The following is a 21,577-nucleotide window of genomic DNA, read 5'->3' as shown; positions in this document are numbered from 1 at the left end:
CACGTTTAACACCATTAAAGGCAGGGGGATTCTCCTGCCTTTGTCGTTTTAATGGCCAGAATGAAAACTCTTGCAGTCCTTTCCGATCGGCCTACATTAAAACCTGATGGATGCCAATAAAGGACTAATCAATGAAATTAGCGACATTACAAAAAAACCATGAAGCCAGTTTTGTGGCGATTGTCGACGCTGCACAGGCGCGTTACTGGCCTGTGGCCGAAATGGTGCCGGGCCTGACATTGAACATGCACCCACTGTTGCAGCAGTGGGAAAGCATCAGCAGTGATCTGGTGCCGAAAGGGGAAGGTTACCCGCTGGCGGACGTCAGCATTTGTGCTCCGCTGATCCCCGCACGTAACATTTTTTGCATTGGTAAAAACTATCGTGAGCATGCCGCTGAGTTCAGCCAGTCGGGTTTCGACCATAGCGCGAAAGCCGGTGAGGTGGCGCCAGAGTTTGCCGTGGTGTTCACCAAAGCGCCGGAAACCGTGATTGCTAGCGGTGCCAAAATCCCACGTCATGCGCAAGTCACCGATCAGTTGGATTATGAGGCTGAACTGGCGGTGATTATCGGTAAGGGCGGCCGTGGCATCAGCAAGGCTGATGCGCTCGATCACGTCTGGGGCTACACCATTATTAATGACGTCACTGCGCGTGATTTACAAAAAAATCATCGTCAGTGGTTTATGGGTAAATCGCTGGATGGGTTTTGTCCGATGGGGCCGTGGCTGGTGTCGGCGGATGAAATCGATCTCACCTCGGTGGCCATACAATGTTGGGTCAACGGTGAACTACGCCAAAATTCCAATATCCGCGATCTGATTTTTGATATTCCATCATTAATCGCCACCTTATCTGCCGGTATTGAACTTAAGCCTGGCGATATTATCGCCACCGGAACCCCAGCCGGAGTGGGGATTGGTTTCACGCCGCCGCGTTTCTTACAAACCGGTGATGTGGTGCGTATTGAGATCGAAGGGATTGGCCGCTTGGAAAATGAGGTGGGCCAGTCATTGCTATGATTGAGCTTGGTGAATAGGGCTGCTGCCGCAGCCCTATTGCGGTTACAGATAAACGTGCAGGTATTCCACCAGGCAGAGAATCGCCATCGCCTGACCATAAGGCATCGAGGTGAGCGGTACCTGGCGATAATAGTCCAGGTTTTTGCCCATCGCGGTACCGAACGAGACTTGCGTCAGTTCGCCATCGGCGTTGATCTGCTTCACCACGCCCTGCAACGCTTTTTCCGCGACCGCCAGATACTTGCCGTCGATATAGCGTTTGCGCACCGCTTTCAGCATGCCGAAGGCGAAACCGGCGGTGGCGGATGATTCCAGATACGACTCAGGATCGTCCAGCAGCGTGTGCCACAGGCCACTTGGGTGCTGGCACTGCGCCAGCGCCGCCACCTGGCATTCCAAGACCTGTAGCAGAATGCGGTGGGTGGCATCGTATTCCGGCAGATCCAGCAGTTCGAGGAACTCCGGGATCACGATGGTCAGCCAACTGTTGCCGCGTGCCCAGCGGGCTTTGGCAAAGTTGTGCTTGCCTTCGAAAGTCCAACCATGGAACCACAGACCGCTTTCGCGCTCCATCAGGTGCTGAATGTGAACCAGAAACTGATATTTGGCCTCTTCCACATACTGCGGGCGGTTCAGCAGCTTGCCGATTTTGGCCAGCGGCAGCACGCTCATCATCAAGGTGTCATCCCACAGTTGCTGGTGGTTCTCTTCTGCCAGCGTGACGTGCTGCATACCACCGCGCTCGGTGCGTGGCATTTCGTGCATCAACCACTCCGCCCAACGCTCCAGATACGGCAGCCAGCGCGCATCGCCGGTTTCCTCATAGCGGTAGGCCAAGGTGAGAAACGGGCAGGCGGTATTGACGTTTTTGGTCGGCGTGCCCTCGGCAAAGCGCGCGGCGAACCAGTCGTCAACGATGGCACACATCTTGGTGTCGCCGGTCTGGCGGTAATACTGATTGATGCCGTACAGGCCGATGCCGTGCGTCCACTCCCAACCAGCCCAGCCTTTGGTGTCGATGACTCGCCCATCGTCAAGGCGCAGCAGAAACTCACCGGTTTCATCGGTGATATTGACCAGATTGTCCACCAGGCTGCCAATTAACTGGTGCAGCTCCTGGCGGCTGATAACGTGCTCTGGCTGGCGCAGTAACGGGCTGTGTTTTACAGGATATACCAACATTGCGATGTCCTTTTTAACCGGTGGTCAATGTGTCACGCTGCCCGCCGCCTTCTGGCCTGGTGTGGCCTTGGGTAACGGCAGAGCAGCGGGTTTATTGCGGTTGAGGTAGCCAATATTGTTGTTACCCCATAGCGATTCATAAGGCATGCCCGCCAGCATTTCGACGGTGGCACGCGCCTCTGGCGTGATGTTGCCGGGCACCACATGGCCCGCGATGCGCATCTTCTCGGTTTCCTGACGCAGCACGCTGTGAGTGGCCAGGTTGAGTTTGAAGCGCAGTGAAATGGTGAAGCCGATCGCCAGAACTACCAAGGTTCCCACGCTCAGAATCATCAGAATGGCGTGGCTCACCTCCGGTGCCTGCTGGCTCTGGCCGGAAACAAAGCCCGACAGTTGCAGAATGACGCCAACCAGCATCACCGCACCGGCCTGTGAAGCCTTGCGGGTCAAGGTCATGATACCGGCAAAGATACCTTCACGGCGTTGGCCGGTGATCACTTCGTCCACGTCGGCAATATAGGTGTAGATGTTCCATGGCACGTAGTTGATGCCACCACGGCCCAGCCCGGCGAAGCCAGAAACCAGCAGTAACAGCGAGAAAGCATCACTGAGGTTGGCGTAATACAGCACGGCGTAGGAGGCGGCCCCCATACCGAACAGCACCACCACCATGCGGTAAGAGGGGGCGGGGCCGAAGCGAATACACAGCGGGATCATGGCGATCACCGCCACGAACTGCATGATGGCCATGGTGCCCATCAGGTTGGAGGCTGTGGCGGCGCTTTGCATCAGCACGAACACCACGTAATAGGTGAACACCGCATTGAAGACGTCCTGCGCGATATAACCGCCAAGGTACATGCCTAAATGCTGGCGGAAAATACGGATGCGCAGCGTGGAGGTCAGTTCGACGTTCAGGCGTTTCAGGCTTTGAACCAGCGTGAGCTTTTGCTTTTCGGCTTCCAGTGCGGCAGCGGATTTTTGCTCCGCAGGCCGCTCCCAGGTGAAGAGATAGACCAGCGTCAATACCACGGCGCAGATGATCGAGAACACCAGGCTGGCGTAGAAAAACGACACGGCATTGTCCTTACCCAGATAGCTAAGCAGAATGCCCGGCAGGAACGCGGCAAGAATGGCAGACAGTTGCGCCAGCGCGATACGCGCTCCGGAAAACTTGGTTTTTTGTTTGAAATCGTCGGTCATCTCCGGCACCAGCGTTTCGTACGGTACCAGGATCATGGTGTAGACCACATCGAAGAACAGATAGGTCAGCAGGTAGTACCAATAATTCATATTGCCTACCCACATCAGGCTGTAGCTGAAGACCAGCGGAATGCCGAGCAGGATAAAGAACTTACGGCGGCCGAAGCGTTTACCCAGCCAGGTGGAACCAAAGTTATCGGTCAGATAGCCCATCAGCGGGCTGACTACCGCATCCAGTACCCTTGCCATGGCAAAGATAAAGGTCGCTTCGATCGGGCTAAGCCCGCAGAACGTCGTGTAAAAATACAGTAACCAGGCGGCGGTGAGTGCCGTCGTACCCGCACCGAGGAAATCCCCGGAGCCGTAGGCGAGATAGTTGAATAGGCCTATTTTACGTGTTTGCATTGTTGCCATCCCCATAGCCACATCACGTGTGATCTTCCCGGCAATATGCAGGGAATCTCAGTAACATAGGGTTATGGCGGTGGGAAAACCTTTGTGTTTTTGCCAGTTCTGGCGAGTCTATGGCAAAGGAGAAAAGGATTGGCCGATCAATCTCACCAATTTTATAAAACGCTGTTTTATTTTTAGTGTCTGTGGCGGTTTTTTAGTTAGAGAGGGCGGGGTATTAATTGGCGAGTTATTTTATTGTCGGGTTCTAAACTATTCCGGTGGCGAGAATTTAACGCATCGCGACACTTATTCAGGCAACTGCAGGCCCGATAATGCAGCAGACAAACATTTGCGCATTAATCGAACCTGCATTCGCCTTGTCGGCCAGCGCTTATTGCAAGGTATCTTTGGTGAGCAGCTCTTTGAATAACGACTTCTCCGCCGTAATAATGTCTGTGCGTCGTTTATCATCAATGAGCCAGTTCAAGCCTGCATCAGACAAATCGATGGCGGTGCCGTCTGGCGAGATCACTTTCCCGGCAAAAATCATCTGCTGGTACAGTTGTGCAATCCCACCAACCCGGGTGTAATCAGCCACAAAACTTTGATCGACCACCGCACCTTGCTCCAATAGACAACCGGCGCCAATAATCGCTGGCCCTCTGATGGTCACTCCTGGCTGTATTTCGGTACTGCTGCCAATATAAACCGGCCCTTCAATATCCAGGTTGGCAAAATCGGCTTTAACGTTAAGCCCGCACCAGATTTGCGGCGCAACCTGAATGCCCGGCATCGGATAATCAGGCAGTTCCCGATTAAGGATCATGCGGTTCACATGCCAGAAGTCCTGCAATGAGCCAATGTCTACCCATTGGAATGGCAGGGCAATGCCGTAGAAAGGAACACCTAATTCGGCCAGTTTAGGGAATAACTGGCTGCCAATGTCATATTCAACGCCGTCAGGAATATAATTGAATATCTCGGGTTCAAAAACATAGATACCCGTATTGGCATTGTTTGATAATGCCTCTTCTGCTTTAGGTTTTTCCTGAAACTTACTGACCCGGCCTTGGTCATCGGTGACCACAATACCGTACTTACTCACTTGATCGGCTGGTACGGGGCGCATAATCAGGGTGGCGACACTTTTTCTGGCCCGATGAAAAGCCAATACCTGATCGAAATCCACATCAATTAATGCGTCACCACACACCACGACAAAAGTGTCATCAAAAAAGCCTGAGAAATTTTGGATGTGCTTCATTCCACCGGCGGAGCCCAGCACGTTATCAACAAAGGTATTTCCTTCCATCACACCTTCGTAGGAGTAACCCATTTCCACTCCCCAGGCATGACCATCGCGGAAATAATTCTCGATATCTGCGGAAAGGTAGCTGGTATTGACCATTAACTGATTAAATCCATACTCTCTTAAATGCTCAACGATCGACTCCATAATCGGCTTGCGAATTAATGGGATCATTGGCTTTGGCAATATGGTGGTCAGCGGTCTGGCTCTGGTTCCTTTACCTGCGGCAAGAATCATGGCTTTCATAATAAATATTCCTTGTTAATCAAGGTGCTAATTAGCACATTTGTTGTAATGCATTGCTTTGATCAGCGCCGATAGTAAATATTTTATCCATCCGGGTTAGCTTGAACATACTGTGGATATTGGTATTCAGTGAGCAGACCGCGAGCTCACCTTTTCCATGTAAGGCCTTCAAAAGAGAGACCAAAGCGCCTAAAAAACTGCTGTCGATAAAATCAACCTGAGCGAAATCCAGTAAAATATTGTGAGTCCCCTGCGCAATCATGGCTTGTATATCTTCCTTAAACTGAGCGGAAACCGATGCATCCAACCGCCTGTCCAAAAGAGTCACCACCAAGACATTGCCAATTGACTGAGTTTCAAAGTTCATTCTTTCTTCCTTACAATACCGTTGGGAGGGGGAAAACAGCTATTACGTTAGCTCACCAGTAAAGAAATATCGCGACTCAATGCCACAGATCCATGCCGAGTATCACTTTGCTGTTCATCTGTTTATGTTGGATACCAGTAACGCCATGGTTGTTGTATTTGCCGCAAACGTAGCATAGGCAGAGGAGATAAACCGCCATACGGCCAGCAGTTTTGCCGCTACCGGCAAGTCATCTTCTATTTGCTTATCGGGCGGTGAAGGCATTTTGAGAGGTGTTTCTGGCATCAGGCGGTGTCCCTCCATGTCACATCGTCACGGTTGGCGATTATTTGGCAAAGCATTCAGCGCAGAGCATAAACATCGTGATATTCAATGTTCCTGAGCTGTCCCTACGCAGGTCTTTGACTAGCAATAACGGTATTAAGCGTAGCACAGAGTTCTAGCCTTTCAATTCGTGGCTCGGATGCGGTTTGATGCAGGAAGAAAACGCTTGAATGCAGTGGCGATGGATCGTAATAACAGCAGGATTTTAAAGGCGAAACGGACGCACGTAGACATCCGTTTCTAACGCGTTGATGCCGGGCTTGGGATTGAAATAGCCCATTAAAATCATTGCCCTTACCTATCCTCGATTAAAGGATGTAGGCGGTTAAACCGTTTTGGCCATTGAGGCGCATAACCTGGGTGCAGGCTCTGGCTGGTTGCGGGTCTTTGACCGTTGATGTCTGGCTAAGGCCGGATACGAGCTGTTTATCTCACGTGTGATTAACTGCGTTGGCGATAGGTATCCCGTTTCTGTCAGCCCTTCTGGTTGCTGTGGCAAAAGGTGTATTTCCGCCAGTGCCCGTTCGTTTAAATAGCGCCCGCCTCCCTGAAGGAGCCATTGATACAGTTCCTGGTTACACTTGAAATTCAGTTTCCGCATGGCACTTTGCTTATGGGCATTAGCCGTTTTTACGTTGATATCTAAATGTGCACCGGTATCACGCCCGTTCATCCCACGGTAGATACAGCGTAAAACATCCATTTCCCGAGGCGTCAACGGGGACATGCACGAGCAATTATGGTGAAACAACCCTGATGGTAGGCGGGGCGAAGACAGTACGGAGTCCAGCAGGTTAAGCAAGGAGAACAGAGTCTGGTGGCGGTACAGTGTTCCTGCATGGCATTTTTCGCACTGTAGTCCGTGTTTGAATACGCTTTTGTTCCGCCCTTGAGGTTTGATAAAGAACATCATCGGATGGCAATTCCGTTGATGTAATCGGTAAAGCCACGGGGGGTTGGTGATGAGATCACCCAAGAAAATGATGTCAATATTGCCCTCAGTCTGTGTTTCATCAAGCAGATGAATGTCTTGACCACGAGACTGGAAAAAAACCTGCAACCCTAGGCGCAGGCCATAGGTAAAATAGCGGTCGGTATCGACTATCAGGATGGAGAGTGGCTGTGCCATGATATGGAGTCCTTTCTACCAGGGGGTCTGTTATACGGTGATATACTCGCCATACTTCAAGCTGCATGTGCGTTGGTTTTGTTACTCGGCCCATCCGTGGGCCTCGCCCCAATGGGGCCGCTGCAAGCAGCGTTCAAACCTGCTCCCGGCAGATTTTTCGCTCACCCTTGTCACAGAGTTATCTATGCTCTAGGGTTTTCGGGCTTGCTGCCTTCCTGAAACTCGAATTATTGAGAGTATAAGAGAGAGACAGGTACTGTAATGGAATGAATATCGGTTAAAAATAAAGGTGAAACAGATGTCCGAAGGTCAGTCAGTGTATTTAATTTTCTGCCGTGGCGGATTGTACCTCCCTTTTTTGATGCTGCTTAGACAGTGGAGTCGATTCGGCGATGTACCAGCGTAAACTGTTATTGAGTGCACCGGAGGTAACATAAGCTTTTTTATCATCAACCAATCTCAGCAGATAGTAACGTGCAAGGTATATGGTAATTTCGCAGTATTCTGCTATCTCCCGAGTTTTGGGCCAATTTACTTGCGGGGGGATGGCTACGTGGTGAACATCGCGCTTGCATAGAGCCCGCAGGGCATTAAGGACATTATTAAGCTGCTGTTCTCTTTCTTTATTGTGATAAGACATATTTCACTACCTCCTTTTAATGAGTCTTGGTAGAGCTTAATTGATAGGGATTAATCTTACCCTGCTAATATTTTCTCTCTGTGGCAACCAAGGAAAGTCATCTAGAGTTAAAGTGCTTTTTCCATTTGCATGAGGCATTCGTTCTCCACTCTAAGCTAGCATGGGTTATTGTTTTGTAAAAATGAAATTAACGATCAATGAAATCGTCTATGGCCACTTTGGTAGTATTATATTCTGATTAATCTGATTTTGCGACCAGTGTTGTCGCAATAGGAATATTCTTTCTTAAAAATAAGACTTTTATGGCGAAATCGCGTTATTTAGAAAAAATACTTTCAAAATTCAGGTGCGTTTGCAATAATTTTTCCGCTGTCAAGTATGAGACATGTCTTATGAAATAGTCTGTGGAGTTTCCCTCTTTTAATGTGTTGGTATTCGATAGATAAATTGGGTGCTGACTTTTTAGAGTGTGAAATTCGATCTTTCAAGACTGTTGCATAGATCATTATTTTACCTTTTTGCTTTGTTCATTGGATGAAGCACCGGGAAAGTGTTGCTTTTTTTCTGGTGTGCCGCCCCTTCGAAAATAAAGGGGAAGGAAAGGAAGCCTTCTTTTATACCAAATGAAAGGATGCTGCCCGGTATATCAACCAACGTCCAATTTAAACTGTGTTGCACTGGTCGGCACGGTTTAAATTTCGACGGAATAATATGCCTGGATCTCTCGTTAATTAACGTTTTAAGGATAAAGAAAACATGAAACTGAATAACATCGCGCTGGCTACGATTTTGTCTCTGGGAATGGTATCTCTGGCAAATGCTGATGCCGGTTCAGGCAAAGTCAATTTCGTAGGCAAGATCATCGATGCCCCTTGCTCCATCGCACCAGAGAGCCTTGATCAGACCAAGAGCTTTGGTCAGGTAGCTAACGTGGCCCTGGTGAACGGCGGTAGATCCAGCGTACTGAACTTTGATATCAAGCTGCAAGGTTGTGATATTGCCAGCAAAAACAAGGTACAAGTGACTTTCGGTGGCCCAAATGGTGGCGCTGCGGGTAATACCAATACGCTGCTGGCTATCGCAGGTGCTCATGGCGCGAGTATTGCCATGTTCGATGGTTCTAACCAGCCGATCAAACTGGGTACTGCCACTACCGTGCAAAACCTGTTGGCGGGTGCTAACACCCTGAGTTTCTCTGCTTATCTGCAGGGGCATGCCGGTACTACGTTGGCGGATATCGAGGAAGGTGACTTCACCTCAACCACCAACTTTACGTTGGCATACAACTAAGATTGGACGTGGCTGCATGTGGGAACCGCATGCAGCCTTTGTTTCCTTTGTCCGTAACGGGAGTCAGGGATGTCAGGGAATACGTTTACTACTGCCACGTTGCTGTTACTGGTGAGCACTGTCACCGCGCTGCCAGCCTGGGGGAATAGCCGCCTTAACATGAACGGGGCGATCGTTGCCACCGCCTGCGATATCGATACCAATAGCCGTGACCAGACCATTGATATGGGCACGCTGCCCTTCGATCAGGTGGTTAATAACAGCCAGGCACTGGCACGCCCATTCAGTATTGGCCTGGTGAACTGCGCGCTGAAACACGTCGGCGACAATATCCTCGGCGGGCAGCATTTTCGGGTCACGTTTGACGGTCGCAATGAGGATGGGCGTTTCGGGGTTGATGGCGAAGCCCGTGGCGTGGCGCTGGTATTGAGCGATGCGCGGGGCAATGAGGCCGTTCCCGGTAGAGAACTACCCGAGCAGACGCCGGTGTTGCAGGCCAAGGAAATGCGCCTGAACTACACCGCCCGTATGGTAAGTAACAACCAGCCGTTGCAGACCGGCACCTATACCGCTCTGGTGCGCTACCAACTCGAGTATTACTGAGTCGTACGCTGACGTGATGATGGAGAATCCGCGCGTCAAGACAGATTTACTTCCCCGGCAGGGTATTCCCTTCAATAACAACCATAACGTCCGGGAAAGTCATTAACGCATAAAGGTCAATGGATGATGAGCACCCCACTTGTAGGAGTACAGGTTCCGCGCCCCCGACTGCTGCCGCTGCTGATTGCGCTGGCGCTGGTGAATGGCCAGGTGTCTGCCGCAAAACCCATCGAATTCAATACCGACGTGCTGGATGTTCAGGAGCGCGGCAATATCGATCTGAAGCGTTTTGCTCGAGCGGGCTATGTGATGCCAGGTGAATACAGCCTGGTGGTCAACGTTAATCAACAGGAACTGTCAGAACAGTCGATTCAGTTTTATCCGGCGGAAAAAGATCCGGCTAACAGTGAGGCCTGCCTCCCGGCCTCGCTGGTGGCACAGATAGGGCTCAAGGAGGAGTTTGCCCGCCAACTGGCCTGGTGGCATAACGGCCAGTGTTTGGCGTTCAGCAGCCTGGAAGGGATGACGGTACGCCCCGATTTGGGCAGCAACACCCTGTATCTCAGCATTCCGCAGGCTTACCTGGAATACAGCGCCGCCGACTGGGATCCGCCTGCGCGCTGGGATAACGGTATCCCAGGGCTGCTGCTGGACTACAACCTCAACGCGCAGAATCAGCGTCAGACCCAGAATGACAATGTGCAGAAGGGCTATAACCTGAGCGGCAACGGGCTGGTGGGCGCCAATGCGGGAAGCTGGCGGCTACGGGCCAGTTGGCAGACACAGATCGATCACCAGACCGGCTCGGGTGAACCCATCCATCAGAAATTCGAGTGGACACAGTACACCGCTTACCGGGCGATCGCACAGCTACGCGCCAAGCTGACGGTGGGTGAAGACTTCCTGAATTCCGACATCTTTGACAGTTTCCGCTATACCGGGGTAAGCCTGGTGAGCGATGACGCGATGCTGCCACCGAACCTGCGCGGCTATGCGCCGGAGGTGAGCGGGGTGGCACGTACCAACGCCCGGGTGGTGGTCAGCCAGCAGGGGCGAGTGCTGTATGAAACGCTGGTGCCAGCCGGGCCGTTCCGTATTCAGGATCTGAGTAACGCGGTATCGGGGCTGATGGATGTCCGCGTCGAGGAACAGGACGGTAGCGTGCAGGCGTTCAGCATCAGCACGGCGAGTATCCCTTACCTGACGCGGCCGGGCATGGTGCGCTACAAACTGGCGAGCGGGCGGCCGACCGACTGGCGGCACCGCACGCAGGGGCCGCTGTTTGGCAGCGGCGAATTCTCCTGGGGCATCAGCAACGGCTGGTCGCTGTTCGGTGGTGTCCTGGCCGGTGATGAGTACAACGCCTTGGCTCTGGGGATCGGCCGTGACCTGATGGCGTTTGGGGCACTGTCGTTTGACGTGACTCAGTCTCGGGCGCGCTTGCCGCAGGAAACCCTGAGCGGGGGATCGTACCGCCTGCGTTATTCGAAGAACTTCGATCAGATTGGTGGGCAGGTGACCTTTGCCGGTTACCGCTTCTCGGAACGCAGCTTTATGACCATGGGTGAGTTTATCGAGATGCGTAACCTTGGAGTTCGCAGCCAGAGCAGCAAAGAGATGTATACGGTGTCATACAGCCAGCAGTTCCGCGACATGGGGCTGACGGCCAACCTGAACTACGACCACCAGACCTACTGGGATCGGGAAGCCAACGATCGCTACAGCCTGTCGCTGATGCGCTATCTCAATATCGGCCGTTTCAAGAACCTCAGCCTGTCATTGACCGGTTACCGCAATCAGTACAACGGGCTGAATGACGACGGTGTGTTCCTGTCGCTATCCCTGCCTTGGGGTAACAGAGGCTCAGTCAGCTACAGCGGGACATGGGATCGCAATGACAACACGCACCGGGTCAGCTACTCCGATCGTGTTGGCGATCGCGGCAGCTATCAGGTGAGCAGTGGTTGGACGCGCAACGGCGCGCTGGCGAGCGGTTTCTACAGCCATCAGGCCGATTGGGCACAGATTAATGCTACCGCCAGTGCCCAGAGTGGGAGCTACAGCGCGGTGGGGCTGGCTCTGCAAGGTGGAATGACCGCGACCCGCGAAGGGGCTGCATTGCACCGCGTAGCGGTACCGGGTGGCACCCGTCTGCTGGTGGATACCGATGGGGTGGCAGGTATTCCTATTCGTAACTACGGCGCACCGGTGCTGACCAACCGCTATGGCAAGGCGGTGGTGGCGGATATGAACAGTTACTACCGCAATCGGGTGAACATCGATCTGGACCAACTGCCTGACAACGCCGAGGCGTTGAAGTCGGTGGTGCAGGCGACGCTGACGGAAGGGGCGATTGGCTACCGCCGGTTTGACGTGGTCGCGGGTGAGAAGGCGATGGCGGTGATCCGCTTGGAAGACGGCACGATGCCGCCATTCGGGGCGGTAGTACAGAATCTGAAAAAGCGCGATGTGGGGATCGTCAACGACGGTGGCAGCGTATATCTGAGCGGTATCCAGCGCGGCGAGACGATGACCGTGCACTGGGACGAGCGGGCGCAATGTGAACTGATATTGCCTGCCGTACTGCCCACCGATGGGATAAAAGAGTTGCTGTTGCCATGCAGGATTGTCACCCCGAAAACCACCACCACAGACTTGGCCGCAGTACAGAAAAACGCTGAGATAACACAATGATGAGACATGAAATGAAGAGAGTGAATACAGGGGTGGCGCTGGTCGCCGGAACTTTGCTGTGCGTACTGACGACGCAGGCTCAGGCGGCTATCGCGCTGGATCGCACCCGGATTATCTTTGCAGGCGGAGATAAGTCGGTCAGCCTGAGCGTGAACAATGATAACCCGCAACTGCCGTATCTGGCACAGGGCTGGATAGAGGATGAGAAGGGTAACAAAGTGACCAGCCCGCTGACGGTGCTGCCACCGGTACAGCGCATCGAAGCCGGGGCGAAAAGCCAGGTCAAGGTGCAGGCGTTGCCGACGGTGAACCAACTGCCGCAGGATCGGGAAACGCTGTACTACTTCAACCTGCGTGAGATCCCGCCAAAGAGTGATAAGTCCAACACGTTGCAGATCGCACTGCAAACGCGCATCAAGCTGTTTTATCGGCCAAAAGGGCTGGTGAAGACCACCACAGAGATGGCAACGCCGTGGCAGGAGCAACTGACGTTGAGCAGGCAGGGTGACAAGTATGTGGTCAACAACCCGACGCCCTATTATGTGACGCTGGTGGACGCGGGGAGCCAAAAGGGGGTCAGCGCGCCAGGTTTTGAGCCGCTGATGCTGGATCCGAAAGGGAGTGCATCGCTGGGGGTAGGAACCGCGGTGCTGGGCAATACGCCGGTACTGACCTACGTCAACGATTATGGCGGCCGCCCGTTGCTGACGTTCAGATGCGGTGGGGCGGACTGCCAACTGGTACCGGAGAAGAAGGGCTAACTCAAGCCGGTCGTGCCAGGTCACAGGGAGAGGGCGCGGGTCAGGTCTGCAAGGAGAGAACGAATGCAACAACATTATCCTGTACCGGGTGCGTATCGCCAGGGTGCAATGCGCACAGGGGCGATAGCTAAATATCGCTTCGCGGTGTTACTGAGCGTTTTGCTGATGAGTGCTCCCTCTATCGCCAACGTACTGGTGAATATCAGAGGGACGGTCATTATTCCACCGCCCTGTACGATTAATAATAATCAGACGATTCGGGTGGATTTTGGTGATGAAGTCATGACCACCCGTATCGATGGCGTTAATTATAAACAGGCGATTACCTATAGCCTGAGCTGCGATATCCAGAAATCCAATAACCTGAAAATGAGTATTCAAGGTACTGCGGCCAGTTTTAATTCGGCGTTGCTGCGTACGGATAAAAACGGTTTAGGGATCGCGTTATATCGCGGGACTCAACCGTTAAATGCCAATACCTGGTTTAACTATACCTATCCCAGCAAACCGGAACTTTATGCGGTGCTGGTCAAACAGAGTGGGGCCACCCTGACCGGCGGTGAGTTTACGGCAGCCGCGACGTTATTAATCGATTACCAGTAAACAGAGGGAGACAGACGTCATGCGGATTTTACAGTTTTCCCTGCTGGCTGCGGGTTTAAGTGGATATTTATCGATGGCGTGTGCTGCTGGGGGAGATGTGGCATTTCGGGGAACCTTGCTCGAGCCGCCTCCTTGTACCATCAACAGTGGCAATAATATCACCGTTGATTTCGGCCTGAAGGTCGGCATTAAAAAGGTGGATGGCGTTAATTATATGCAGGACATTAATTACAGTCTGGTTTGTGAACCTAATACCCACAGTTGGGTATTAAAGCTGAAACTGACGGGGAACAGCACCTCGTTTGATAATGCCGCCGTGCAAACCAATATTAATGACTTGGGGATTAAGATCCTGCGTGACGGCCAGCCATTTACCTTGGGGAGCGAACTCACCATCACGTCAGCCAGCAAGCCCCAGCTCAAAGCCGTGCCGGTACAAAAGCCGGGAGTGTTGTTAACGGAAGGCCCTTTTGAAGCCGCAGTGACGCTTCAGGCTGATTACCAATAATAGGGAGCAATATGATGCGGCTTTCAGCACGGTTATTACCCATGGTGATAGGGCTTATTGGTTTACCCGGTTTATCCCAAGCTGCCGATAACGTCCGTTTCAGGGGCGCTTTGGTCGCGGAACCCTGCACATTGCGGGCGGCAGATGAAAATATCACGGTCGATTTTGGTTCGATAGTGGAGAAATATCTTTATCTCAATGGCCGCACACTCGGTGAACCGCTGGTATTGCATCTGGATGATTGTGATATCAGCCTGGGGAATATGGTGAAGCTGACGTTTTCCGGTATTGAGAGCACCAAACTTAACGGACTGTTGGCGATATCAGGGGCGAGTCAGACTCAAGGCATTGCCATTGGTATTGAAACGCAGCAGGGCAATCTGGTGGCACTCAATAGCGGGCGTTATAACCAGGGGCTGCTCGCGGGGAATAATACCCTCAGCCTGCGGGCTTATGTGCAGGGTGAACCCGAAGCGATTACCCAAAAAAGCATTATTCCCGGTGGCTTTACCGCCAGTGCGACATTTTTATTGGAATATGAGTAGCCTGTTAATACGGCTTACCCTGATATCAACGATGTGGCTAATTGACACGCGACGGATAAAGGATAATCACAGGAGTGTTTATGAAAGCCATAAGAAATATTCTTTTGGCTGTCACGATGTTGGCAGCTTTTAGCGCCCAGAGTGCAATTTATTCTTATATAACCAAAAGTGAGGGGACGCCCTCGGTCGCCAAATATTGGTGGACCATCGAATACTGGGATACCAACGATGCCACGCCGAACCCCTGCTACGGGTGGTCACAATGCACGGCATTTATCGGCCACCGACATAGCGATGCTGGAGAATCCGGTAACTGGGTGTCGGATGGTAACGAATTTATTAATGGTATCCAGATTTACCGAACAGTAGGCGAGGTGGGGGCAGCTTTTCAACGCAATTATTCACTGCCGCGCAGCGGCACTCAGAGCCATAGTGGGCCAGCGGTCACTCAGGAGTGCGTCGGGATCTACTATAAGGCGGCAACAGGGACGTCCAGCGCTCAGGGCAACCCCATGATGTCCAGCAGCTTATGCGGTATCGTACCGCCGCCGGTGGGCAAGTGTGAGTTTACCGAAACCAGCATTGAGCTGACACACGGGCAGGTCCAGTTGAAAGAGATTGAAGGGAACCAAGCCCGGCAGACTGGCTATATCCGTTGTACACAAGAAATGGATGTGATGGTCTACGCCGCAGGTGCGGGCGGGAATGGCATGGTGAATCTCAGAAGTGATGGCAGCCTGCAATCCCGGTTGACCATTGGCGGGGTCAGTGGGTCAACCGGGGTCAGGATTCGCGCTTTAGCGAATACCAAGATGCCGCTGGAGTTTGCCTCCACCCTGACGAAAGTGGGGAGCGTGGAGGCCGGTGATTTCTTCGGTTCGGCCACCGCTATTCTGACTATGCCGTAGTTTTGCTTACTCTGATGCTGGGGATTGTGGTTTAGCGTCAATCCCCAGCAGATTAGCCCCCATCGCGGCTGCGATAATGTTGATGTCGTGATCGCTGATCTGAAAAATCCCAAATCGCAGTTGATACCCCCAATTCCGATTGCCAGCGGAAAAAGCCAAAACATTCAATATCGGCTGAATAGGCGCTTCATGGGCGTTGAACCAGGCGACATCACGGCGGAAAGGGCAAAATCCGCCGCCCATATCGAATGGGTAAGGCTCCCCAGGTTTGACTATGCCGAGGGCAGTGAATGCCTGTAGTTTATTTTTGCTACCGAACTCAACCGTGGGTGAATAATAAGCAACTCGATCCCCTGGCTTCACGCGGCGCAATGGGCCTGCTTTACCGTGACAAACCTGCATAAATCCACCGATTCTGCCACATTGCACATGCTCTGCCGAGGCTACGGCAATCCAGTTATTACTCATTTTTCAGACGGCGCAAAAACATGCTGACGATGGTCATCTGAATCCAAGGCCACAAACCGGCAGAGCACTGGGCTCTCTACGGACAAAATAATGCAATCTGGCTCTGTCATATGGAGACTCCGCATAGGGTGATGAATACGTCGGCGCAAGAGATGCTCGACGCAACCAATGCTAAGGCGTCTTACTGTCAATTTCTGGCAGTAGCGATGGGGAGTGCCATGGGCTATCGTATAGCCTCAAAATAATTCACTGTAAAACTATTTATGTTGTTTTTATTCGCAATATGAATTTATACAAGGCGGAAACCGTAAGTTCCTGTCCAGATTTTCCCGTTATTCCAAAGTCAGCCATCGATTTAAATGAGAATTTTCTTTTTATTCCTGAATGTATATATGGAGTGCAAGGGTGTTTTTTCTCTATTTTTCAATTGCAATGACACCTATTTATTGATTCTTTTAAAAGTTATAATTCTTATTTTATGGGATAATTCTTATATAGAGATAAACGATCGAAAATAATCAATTGATAGTTTTTGACTATTCATGGTCGCCAATGCTCACTGGTAAATAAAATGGGCATATCCAACCCTAAAGTGCTGGCTCGGATCGTGGTAAATGGTACGGTTTGAAATGGCATAAAATTAACTTGTCATGTTGATTATTATTAACGCCTGAAGCCGTGGCGATCTTTTTATGCAATTAAAGCACCATTAAAATATGTGTGTAAACTTTCGTTATCGCTACTAAGAATAAAGGCAGTATTTACATTGAGACAACGAAATACGTGCTTTCTTTATGGGGATGTAAACACCCGTTTATAAGAAAATAGCAGGTAATAACGTGGTTATTTGTCTTTTTTTTTGTTTTTAATTACAGGAAGTTTGACTATGAAATTATGGCCTAAGGTATTGGCTACCGGGTTAATGCCTTAGCTATCCCCTCATATGAGTGAGGCATGGTACGGCTTCTGAGGTATGATCTCCGTTATTGACCCGCTAATAACGAGCAGACAATCTCCATGCTTAACCACGAAATAATCCTTAACCACATTGATGACATATTCGGGCAGGACATGCATGCCAAGCGTGTATTGTCGCTCGCCAATGCAACCCACGGGGTGATTGAGTCGGGCTCATTGGCCATCCATGCAATTGGCAATGGGCTCTCTTTGGCAAGCGGCCTTGAGCGAAAGCACGCCGTCAAGCAGGTTGATAGACTGCTCACCAACACTAAACTAAACGTCTGGAGCCTGTTTGATGACTGGGTTCCCTATGTGGTGGCTGAACGTACTGACATCGTCGTCTCCATGGATTGGACTGAGTTTGATACTGATGACCACAGCACCCTGGTTATCAGCTTGCAAACCAACCATGGACGCAACACGCCGCTCCTGTGGAAAACCCACCAGAAATCCTTGCTCAAAGGGCAACGCAACGCTCATGAAAAGGCGCTGTTAACCAAGCTCAGGAAGACCTTGCCGCAAGGGGTTTTTGTCACCGTCGTGGCGGACCGTGGCTTCGGTTATATGGCGTTGTTTGAACGTCTTGAACAAGAGTTGGGTTTTGCCTATATCATTCGTTTTAAAAGCAATATTCTCGTTGGCTACCCAGGTATGGCTCAGGTGCCGGCGACTGAATGGCTTACCCCGACCGGGCGAACTCGCACGCTCAAAGAGGTGGAGCTTACCGGGCAACGACAGCGGGTCGAGCGGGTCTATTGCTGTCACAAGAGCGGTATGAAAGAGCCGTGGTTTCTGGCGAGTAATCGCGTCGATTTGAGCGCTGCCAAGGCCTTGAGTCTGTATGGTCAGCGCTGGGGTATCGAGAGCAGTTTTCGGGACATCAAGGACTACAGATTTGGCATGGGAATGGGTCAGGTTCGTGTCAAAAATCCGGCACGACGCGACCGATTATTTCTGTTCAGTGCGCTGGCGATAGTCCTGTTGACGCTGCTGGGCAAGGCGGGTGACAGCGTGGGTCTGGAACGAACGATCAAGGTCAATACCAGCAAAAGCCGAACGTATTCATTTTTCCGACAGGGTGTCATCTACTATCAGTTGCTGCCTAAAATGAAAGAAGCCTACGCGACGTTGTTGATGGAGAAGTTTACTTATTACCTGAGGCAGCATCGGTTATATACCCGCACACTTGGAATTATTTGAGTCTCTAAAAATGAGGGGATCATTGCAGCATCGGTTATATACCCGCACACTTGGAATTATTTGAGTCTCTAAAAATGAGGGGATCATTAAGGGTTAATGCTGCATTCTCTAAGCATCTCTGCGGGCATTGTCGTGGGAGGAACCCGGGTTATTTATGATGGTAGTAAAAAAGAAGCCGCGCTCAGCGTCAAAAATCCGGACAAGATCCCTTACCTCATCCAATCCTGGGCTGAGGTGCAAGGAAAGGGTGAAGCCAAAGCCCCCTTTGTGGTGACTCCCCCGCTGTTCCGGCTGGATGGCGGGCAGGATAACGTGCTGCGTATTGTCAGGGCGGGCATTTCTCGCAGAAGGTTAACCGCCAGTTGTTCCCGGTGGTCTGCATCGACGGCAGAGATTACAGGGTCATGACCACCGAACTGTCCGGTGTCCCTGCCAGTGTCACTGTCTGGGAAGAACTACCACAAGGGCGCAAACGTTACGTTTGAGCTGATATTGTGTGTTTTTTTGGCGTTTTTTTGTTCAAAATCGGTCTTGTTATTGATGTATTATTATGTGAGAGAGCAGTGCTTTTTATAGCCCCACGTGCATGATTTTCGTGTTGTGAATGCGCTATCTTTCATCTTATTCATAATAAATAATTAAGTAAGGTTAATATAATCATTCATAAAATGAATGTTTTGCTCTCGAAATCTGATACCTTATGTTGAAGCGATTTTTTAAACCATAACCTGATTACCTTTGTCTGGCCTTATTCTTTGTGGCTTGCTGGGACTTTTTTTAGGATATTTCTTGCTATCTAGGCTGGCGTGTCTTTAGGGACAATAGCTATTGCTGCATAATAGAAGTTAAAAATTTCTTTCCAATCACTTTGCTAATCCTTCCATGCTGCTATTATGGTCGTCTGTCTGGAAGACGGTATTTCAGATTTTTATCTAAAACACATTGCGTCATGCCATCAGGGATTGAATGCGCTCGCTTGTCACACCCGCTTTGGTTTACACCGAAAGGTGTAAAGAAAAAGGATGTTGTTATCTGGCAGGGTTAGCCATTCTTATTTATCCCCCAGGGCAGACCGTTTTTCATTGTTTCAGTTGAACAGGGATAACTATGTCCAATTCCTCCTACCAGAGCGAAATTCCGAAGGCCCGCATTAACGTCCGACTTGACCTGCACACCGGTGGCGCACAGAGAAAAGTCGAGTTGCCGCTCAAGTTGCTGGTGATGGGCGACTACAGCCAAGGCCAGGAACAGCGTGCCTTATCTGAACGCAGCAAGGTCGCCGTCAATAAAAACAATTTCGACAGCGTGCTCGCAGAATTCAACCCTCAACTTACCCTCTCCGTGCCCGATACCCTGGCTGATGACCGCAGCGACACCGCCGTGGAACTGGCCTTCCGCGAAATGAAAGATTTCGAACCGGAACAGGTGGCGCGCCAAATCCCGCAACTGCGCGCCCTGCTGGCGATGCGCAACCTGCTGCGTGATCTCAAATCCAACCTGCTGGACAACACCACCTTCCGACGTGAGCTCGAAATCATCCTGAAGGATGAGGCGCTGAGCGACGAACTGCGGATGGAGCTGGAAATACTGGCACTCGAAAACTGTTAATCGCCCGGGATGGGAAGATAAGGAAGAAACCGATGTCTGGACAGGAAGAAACACTGCAGGAAATAACGGCACAACGTCAGAACCTTACCACCACCGTGCTGGAAAAAGACGTCCCGGCCCCGCACAGCGTTTACGCGTCATTGTTTGAAAAAATCAACCTTAACCCGGTTTCCCAGTTGAACGGCATTGACGCCTTTCAGGACGGCGATGCCCTGGCGGATGTCTCCGCCGATGAGCGGGTTACCGCCGCCGTCAGCGTCTTTCTGGATTTGCTCAAGCAGTCGGCGCAGAAGGTCGAAAAACTCGACAAGAATTTGTTGGACAGCCATATCGCCGCGCTGGATGAAAAAATCAGCCGTCAGCTGGATGCGGTGATGCATCACCCGGAATTCCAGAAAGTGGAATCCCTGTGGCGTGGCCTGAAATCCCTGGTGAACAAAACCGATTTTCGCCAGAACGTGAAGCTGGAGCTGCTCGACGTCTCCAAAGACGATCTGCGCCAGGATTTTGAAGACAGCCCGGAAATCATCCAGAGCGGCCTGTATCGTCACACCTATATTCAGGAGTATGACACCCCTGGCGGTGAGCCGATTGGGGCAGTGATTTCCAACTACGAGTTTGATGCCAGCCCGCAGGACGTGGCGTTGCTACGCAACCTCTCCAAGGTGGCGGCGGCGGCCCATATGCCGTTTATCGGTGCCGTTGGCCCGGCGTTCTTCGGCAAAAACACCATGGAGGAAGTGGCCGCCATCAAGGATATTGGCAACTACTTTGATCGTGCCGAATACATCAAGTGGAAGTCCTTCCGTGACACTGACGATGCCCGCTATATCGGTCTGACCCTACCTCGCGTGCTGGGGCGTTTGCCGTATGGGCCGGATACCGTGCCGGTACGCAACTTCAACTATGTGGAAGACATCACCGGTCCAGACCACGACCGCTACCTGTGGACCAACGCCTCGTTCGCTTTTGCCGCCAATATGGTGAAAAGCTTTATTGACAACGGTTGGTGCGTGCAGATCCGTGGCCCGCAGGCGGGTGGCGCAGTCACCGACCTGCCGATCCACCTGTATGACCTGGGTACCGGCAATCAGGTGAAGATCCCGTCAGAAGTGATGATCCCGGAAACCCGCGAGTTCGAGTTCGCCAACCTGGGCTTTATCCCGCTGTCGTATTACAAAAACCGGGATTACGCCTGCTTTTTCTCCGCCAACTCGGCGCAGAAACCGGCACTGTACGACACCGCGGATGCGACGGCTAACAGCCGCATCAACGCCCGCCTGCCGTACATCTTCCTGCTGTCACGTATCGCACATTACCTGAAGATTATTCAGCGCGAGAACATCGGCACCACCAAAGACCGTCGTCTGCTGGAGCTGGAGCTCAACAACTGGGTGCGCGGCCTGGTGACCGAGATGACCGATCCGGGTGATGACCTGCAGGCGTCTCACCCGCTGCGTGACGCCAAGGTAACGGTGGAAGACATCGAGGATAACCCGGGCTTCTTCCGTGTGAAATTGTATGCGGTGCCGCACTTCCAGGTGGAAGGCTTGGACGTGGCGCTGTCACTGGTGTCACAGATGCCGAAAGCCAAAGCCTGATTGTTGACGTAAA

At 51.7% G+C, this 21,577-nt stretch carries 21 protein-coding genes and 1 pseudogene; 14 read left to right on the top strand and 8 right to left on the bottom strand.

What is annotated here, in order from left to right:
* The first annotated feature begins 131 nt into the window (after positions 1-131).
* Positions 132-1,022 carry a fumarylacetoacetate hydrolase family protein gene (locus ACX9GT_RS23480; protein WP_473188959.1) on the top strand — a complete coding sequence of 297 codons (891 nt, stop codon included), beginning with the start codon at positions 132-134 and terminating at the stop codon, positions 1,020-1,022.
* A 42-nt stretch (positions 1,023-1,064) separates the two neighbouring features.
* Here the strand turns inward: ACX9GT_RS23480 and bglB are convergent, their stop codons facing one another.
* Entirely contained in the window at positions 1,065-2,204 is a 1,140-nt protein-coding gene (bglB, locus tag ACX9GT_RS23475) for a beta-galactosidase BglB (protein ID WP_473188958.1), read from the bottom strand.
* A 24-nt stretch (positions 2,205-2,228) separates the two neighbouring features.
* Entirely contained in the window at positions 2,229-3,821 is a 1,593-nt protein-coding gene (locus tag ACX9GT_RS23470) for an MFS transporter (protein WP_473188957.1), read from the bottom strand.
* Between the two features lie 70 nt (positions 3,822-3,891).
* On the opposite strand from ACX9GT_RS23470, the gene ACX9GT_RS23465 reads away from it, so the two are divergent.
* On the top strand, positions 3,892-4,230 hold the full coding sequence (locus ACX9GT_RS23465; RefSeq protein ID WP_473188956.1) for a hypothetical protein: 339 nt from the start codon (positions 3,892-3,894) through the stop codon (positions 4,228-4,230).
* Here ACX9GT_RS23465 and ACX9GT_RS23460 read toward each other — a convergent pair.
* The 5 genes from ACX9GT_RS23460 to ACX9GT_RS23440 form a co-directional block, all read right to left on the bottom strand.
* Positions 4,192-5,355 carry a nucleotidyltransferase family protein gene (locus ACX9GT_RS23460; RefSeq protein ID WP_459400929.1) on the bottom strand — a complete coding sequence of 388 codons (1,164 nt, stop codon included), beginning with the start codon at positions 5,353-5,355 and terminating at the stop codon, positions 4,192-4,194. The two genes, ACX9GT_RS23465 and ACX9GT_RS23460, sit on opposite strands and share 39 nt — an antisense overlap.
* 31 nt (positions 5,356-5,386) lie before the next feature.
* Positions 5,387-5,722, bottom strand: coding sequence for an STAS domain-containing protein (locus ACX9GT_RS23455; protein ID WP_473188955.1), 336 nt, complete (start codon positions 5,720-5,722; stop codon positions 5,387-5,389).
* Between the two features lie 114 nt (positions 5,723-5,836).
* On the bottom strand, positions 5,837-6,007 hold the full coding sequence (locus ACX9GT_RS23450; RefSeq protein WP_473188954.1) for a hypothetical protein: 171 nt from the start codon (positions 6,005-6,007) through the stop codon (positions 5,837-5,839).
* 364 nt (positions 6,008-6,371) lie between these two features.
* Complete coding sequence (locus tag ACX9GT_RS23445; protein ID WP_473188953.1) at positions 6,372-7,175, bottom strand: helix-turn-helix domain-containing protein; 804 nt, start codon at positions 7,173-7,175, stop codon at positions 6,372-6,374.
* A 322-nt stretch (positions 7,176-7,497) separates the two neighbouring features.
* A complete protein-coding gene (locus ACX9GT_RS23440; RefSeq protein WP_473188952.1) occupies positions 7,498-7,815 on the bottom strand; it encodes a FaeA/PapI family transcriptional regulator in 318 nt (105 codons plus the stop codon).
* Between the two features lie 756 nt (positions 7,816-8,571).
* Between ACX9GT_RS23440 and ACX9GT_RS23435 the strand changes: the two genes are divergently transcribed.
* From ACX9GT_RS23435 to ACX9GT_RS23400, 8 genes are all read left to right on the top strand, one after another.
* On the top strand, positions 8,572-9,105 hold the full coding sequence (locus ACX9GT_RS23435) for a fimbrial protein (RefSeq protein WP_473188951.1): 534 nt from the start codon (positions 8,572-8,574) through the stop codon (positions 9,103-9,105).
* A 69-nt stretch (positions 9,106-9,174) separates the two neighbouring features.
* Positions 9,175-9,708, top strand: a complete 534-nt coding sequence (locus ACX9GT_RS23430; protein WP_473188950.1) for a fimbrial protein — start codon at positions 9,175-9,177, stop codon at positions 9,706-9,708.
* 123 nt (positions 9,709-9,831) lie between these two features.
* The gene (locus ACX9GT_RS23425; protein WP_473188949.1) at positions 9,832-12,402 is read left to right on the top strand and encodes an outer membrane usher protein; all 2,571 of its coding nucleotides are present in this window, start codon (positions 9,832-9,834) and stop codon (positions 12,400-12,402) included.
* Between the two features lie 11 nt (positions 12,403-12,413).
* Entirely contained in the window at positions 12,414-13,163 is a 750-nt protein-coding gene (locus tag ACX9GT_RS23420; RefSeq protein WP_473188948.1) for a fimbria/pilus periplasmic chaperone, read from the top strand.
* Between the two features lie 63 nt (positions 13,164-13,226).
* Positions 13,227-13,766, top strand: coding sequence for a fimbrial protein (locus ACX9GT_RS23415; RefSeq protein ID WP_473188947.1), 540 nt, complete (start codon positions 13,227-13,229; stop codon positions 13,764-13,766).
* A gap of 19 nt (positions 13,767-13,785) precedes the next feature.
* Positions 13,786-14,274, top strand: a complete 489-nt coding sequence (locus tag ACX9GT_RS23410; protein ID WP_473188946.1) for a fimbrial protein — start codon at positions 13,786-13,788, stop codon at positions 14,272-14,274.
* 41 nt (positions 14,275-14,315) lie between these two features.
* Positions 14,316-14,819: a fimbrial protein gene (locus ACX9GT_RS23405; protein WP_473188945.1), complete on the top strand. Its 504-nt coding sequence runs from the start codon at positions 14,316-14,318 to the stop codon at positions 14,817-14,819.
* 80 nt (positions 14,820-14,899) lie between these two features.
* Positions 14,900-15,727, top strand: coding sequence for an MrpH family fimbial adhesin (locus ACX9GT_RS23400; protein ID WP_473188944.1), 828 nt, complete (start codon positions 14,900-14,902; stop codon positions 15,725-15,727).
* Between the two features lie 6 nt (positions 15,728-15,733).
* On the opposite strand, the gene ACX9GT_RS23395 is transcribed toward ACX9GT_RS23400, so the two are convergent.
* Positions 15,734-16,195: an EVE domain-containing protein gene (locus ACX9GT_RS23395; protein ID WP_473188943.1), complete on the bottom strand. Its 462-nt coding sequence runs from the start codon at positions 16,193-16,195 to the stop codon at positions 15,734-15,736.
* A 1,017-nt stretch (positions 16,196-17,212) separates the two neighbouring features.
* On the opposite strand from ACX9GT_RS23395, the gene ACX9GT_RS23390 reads away from it, so the two are divergent.
* The 4 genes and pseudogenes from ACX9GT_RS23390 (at position 17,213) to tssC (ending at position 21,564) form a co-directional block, all read left to right on the top strand.
* Positions 17,213-18,355: an IS4 family transposase gene (locus ACX9GT_RS23390; RefSeq protein WP_473187570.1), complete on the top strand. Its 1,143-nt coding sequence runs from the start codon at positions 17,213-17,215 to the stop codon at positions 18,353-18,355.
* Positions 18,356-18,451: 96 nt separating this feature from the next.
* Positions 18,452-18,691 (top strand): annotated as a pseudogene (locus tag ACX9GT_RS23385) (fimbria/pilus periplasmic chaperone); the annotation flags it as partial.
* A gap of 771 nt (positions 18,692-19,462) precedes the next feature.
* Positions 19,463-19,963, top strand: a complete 501-nt coding sequence (gene tssB, locus ACX9GT_RS23380) for a type VI secretion system contractile sheath small subunit (protein WP_473188942.1) — start codon at positions 19,463-19,465, stop codon at positions 19,961-19,963.
* 32 nt (positions 19,964-19,995) lie between these two features.
* Positions 19,996-21,564: a type VI secretion system contractile sheath large subunit gene (gene tssC, locus ACX9GT_RS23375; protein WP_473188941.1), complete on the top strand. Its 1,569-nt coding sequence runs from the start codon at positions 19,996-19,998 to the stop codon at positions 21,562-21,564.
* The last annotated feature ends 13 nt before the right edge of the window (positions 21,565-21,577 follow it).

This window comes from Serratia sp. YWN4 (assembly GCF_055790845.1).
This window is presented reverse-complemented; position numbering and strand designations above follow the sequence as displayed.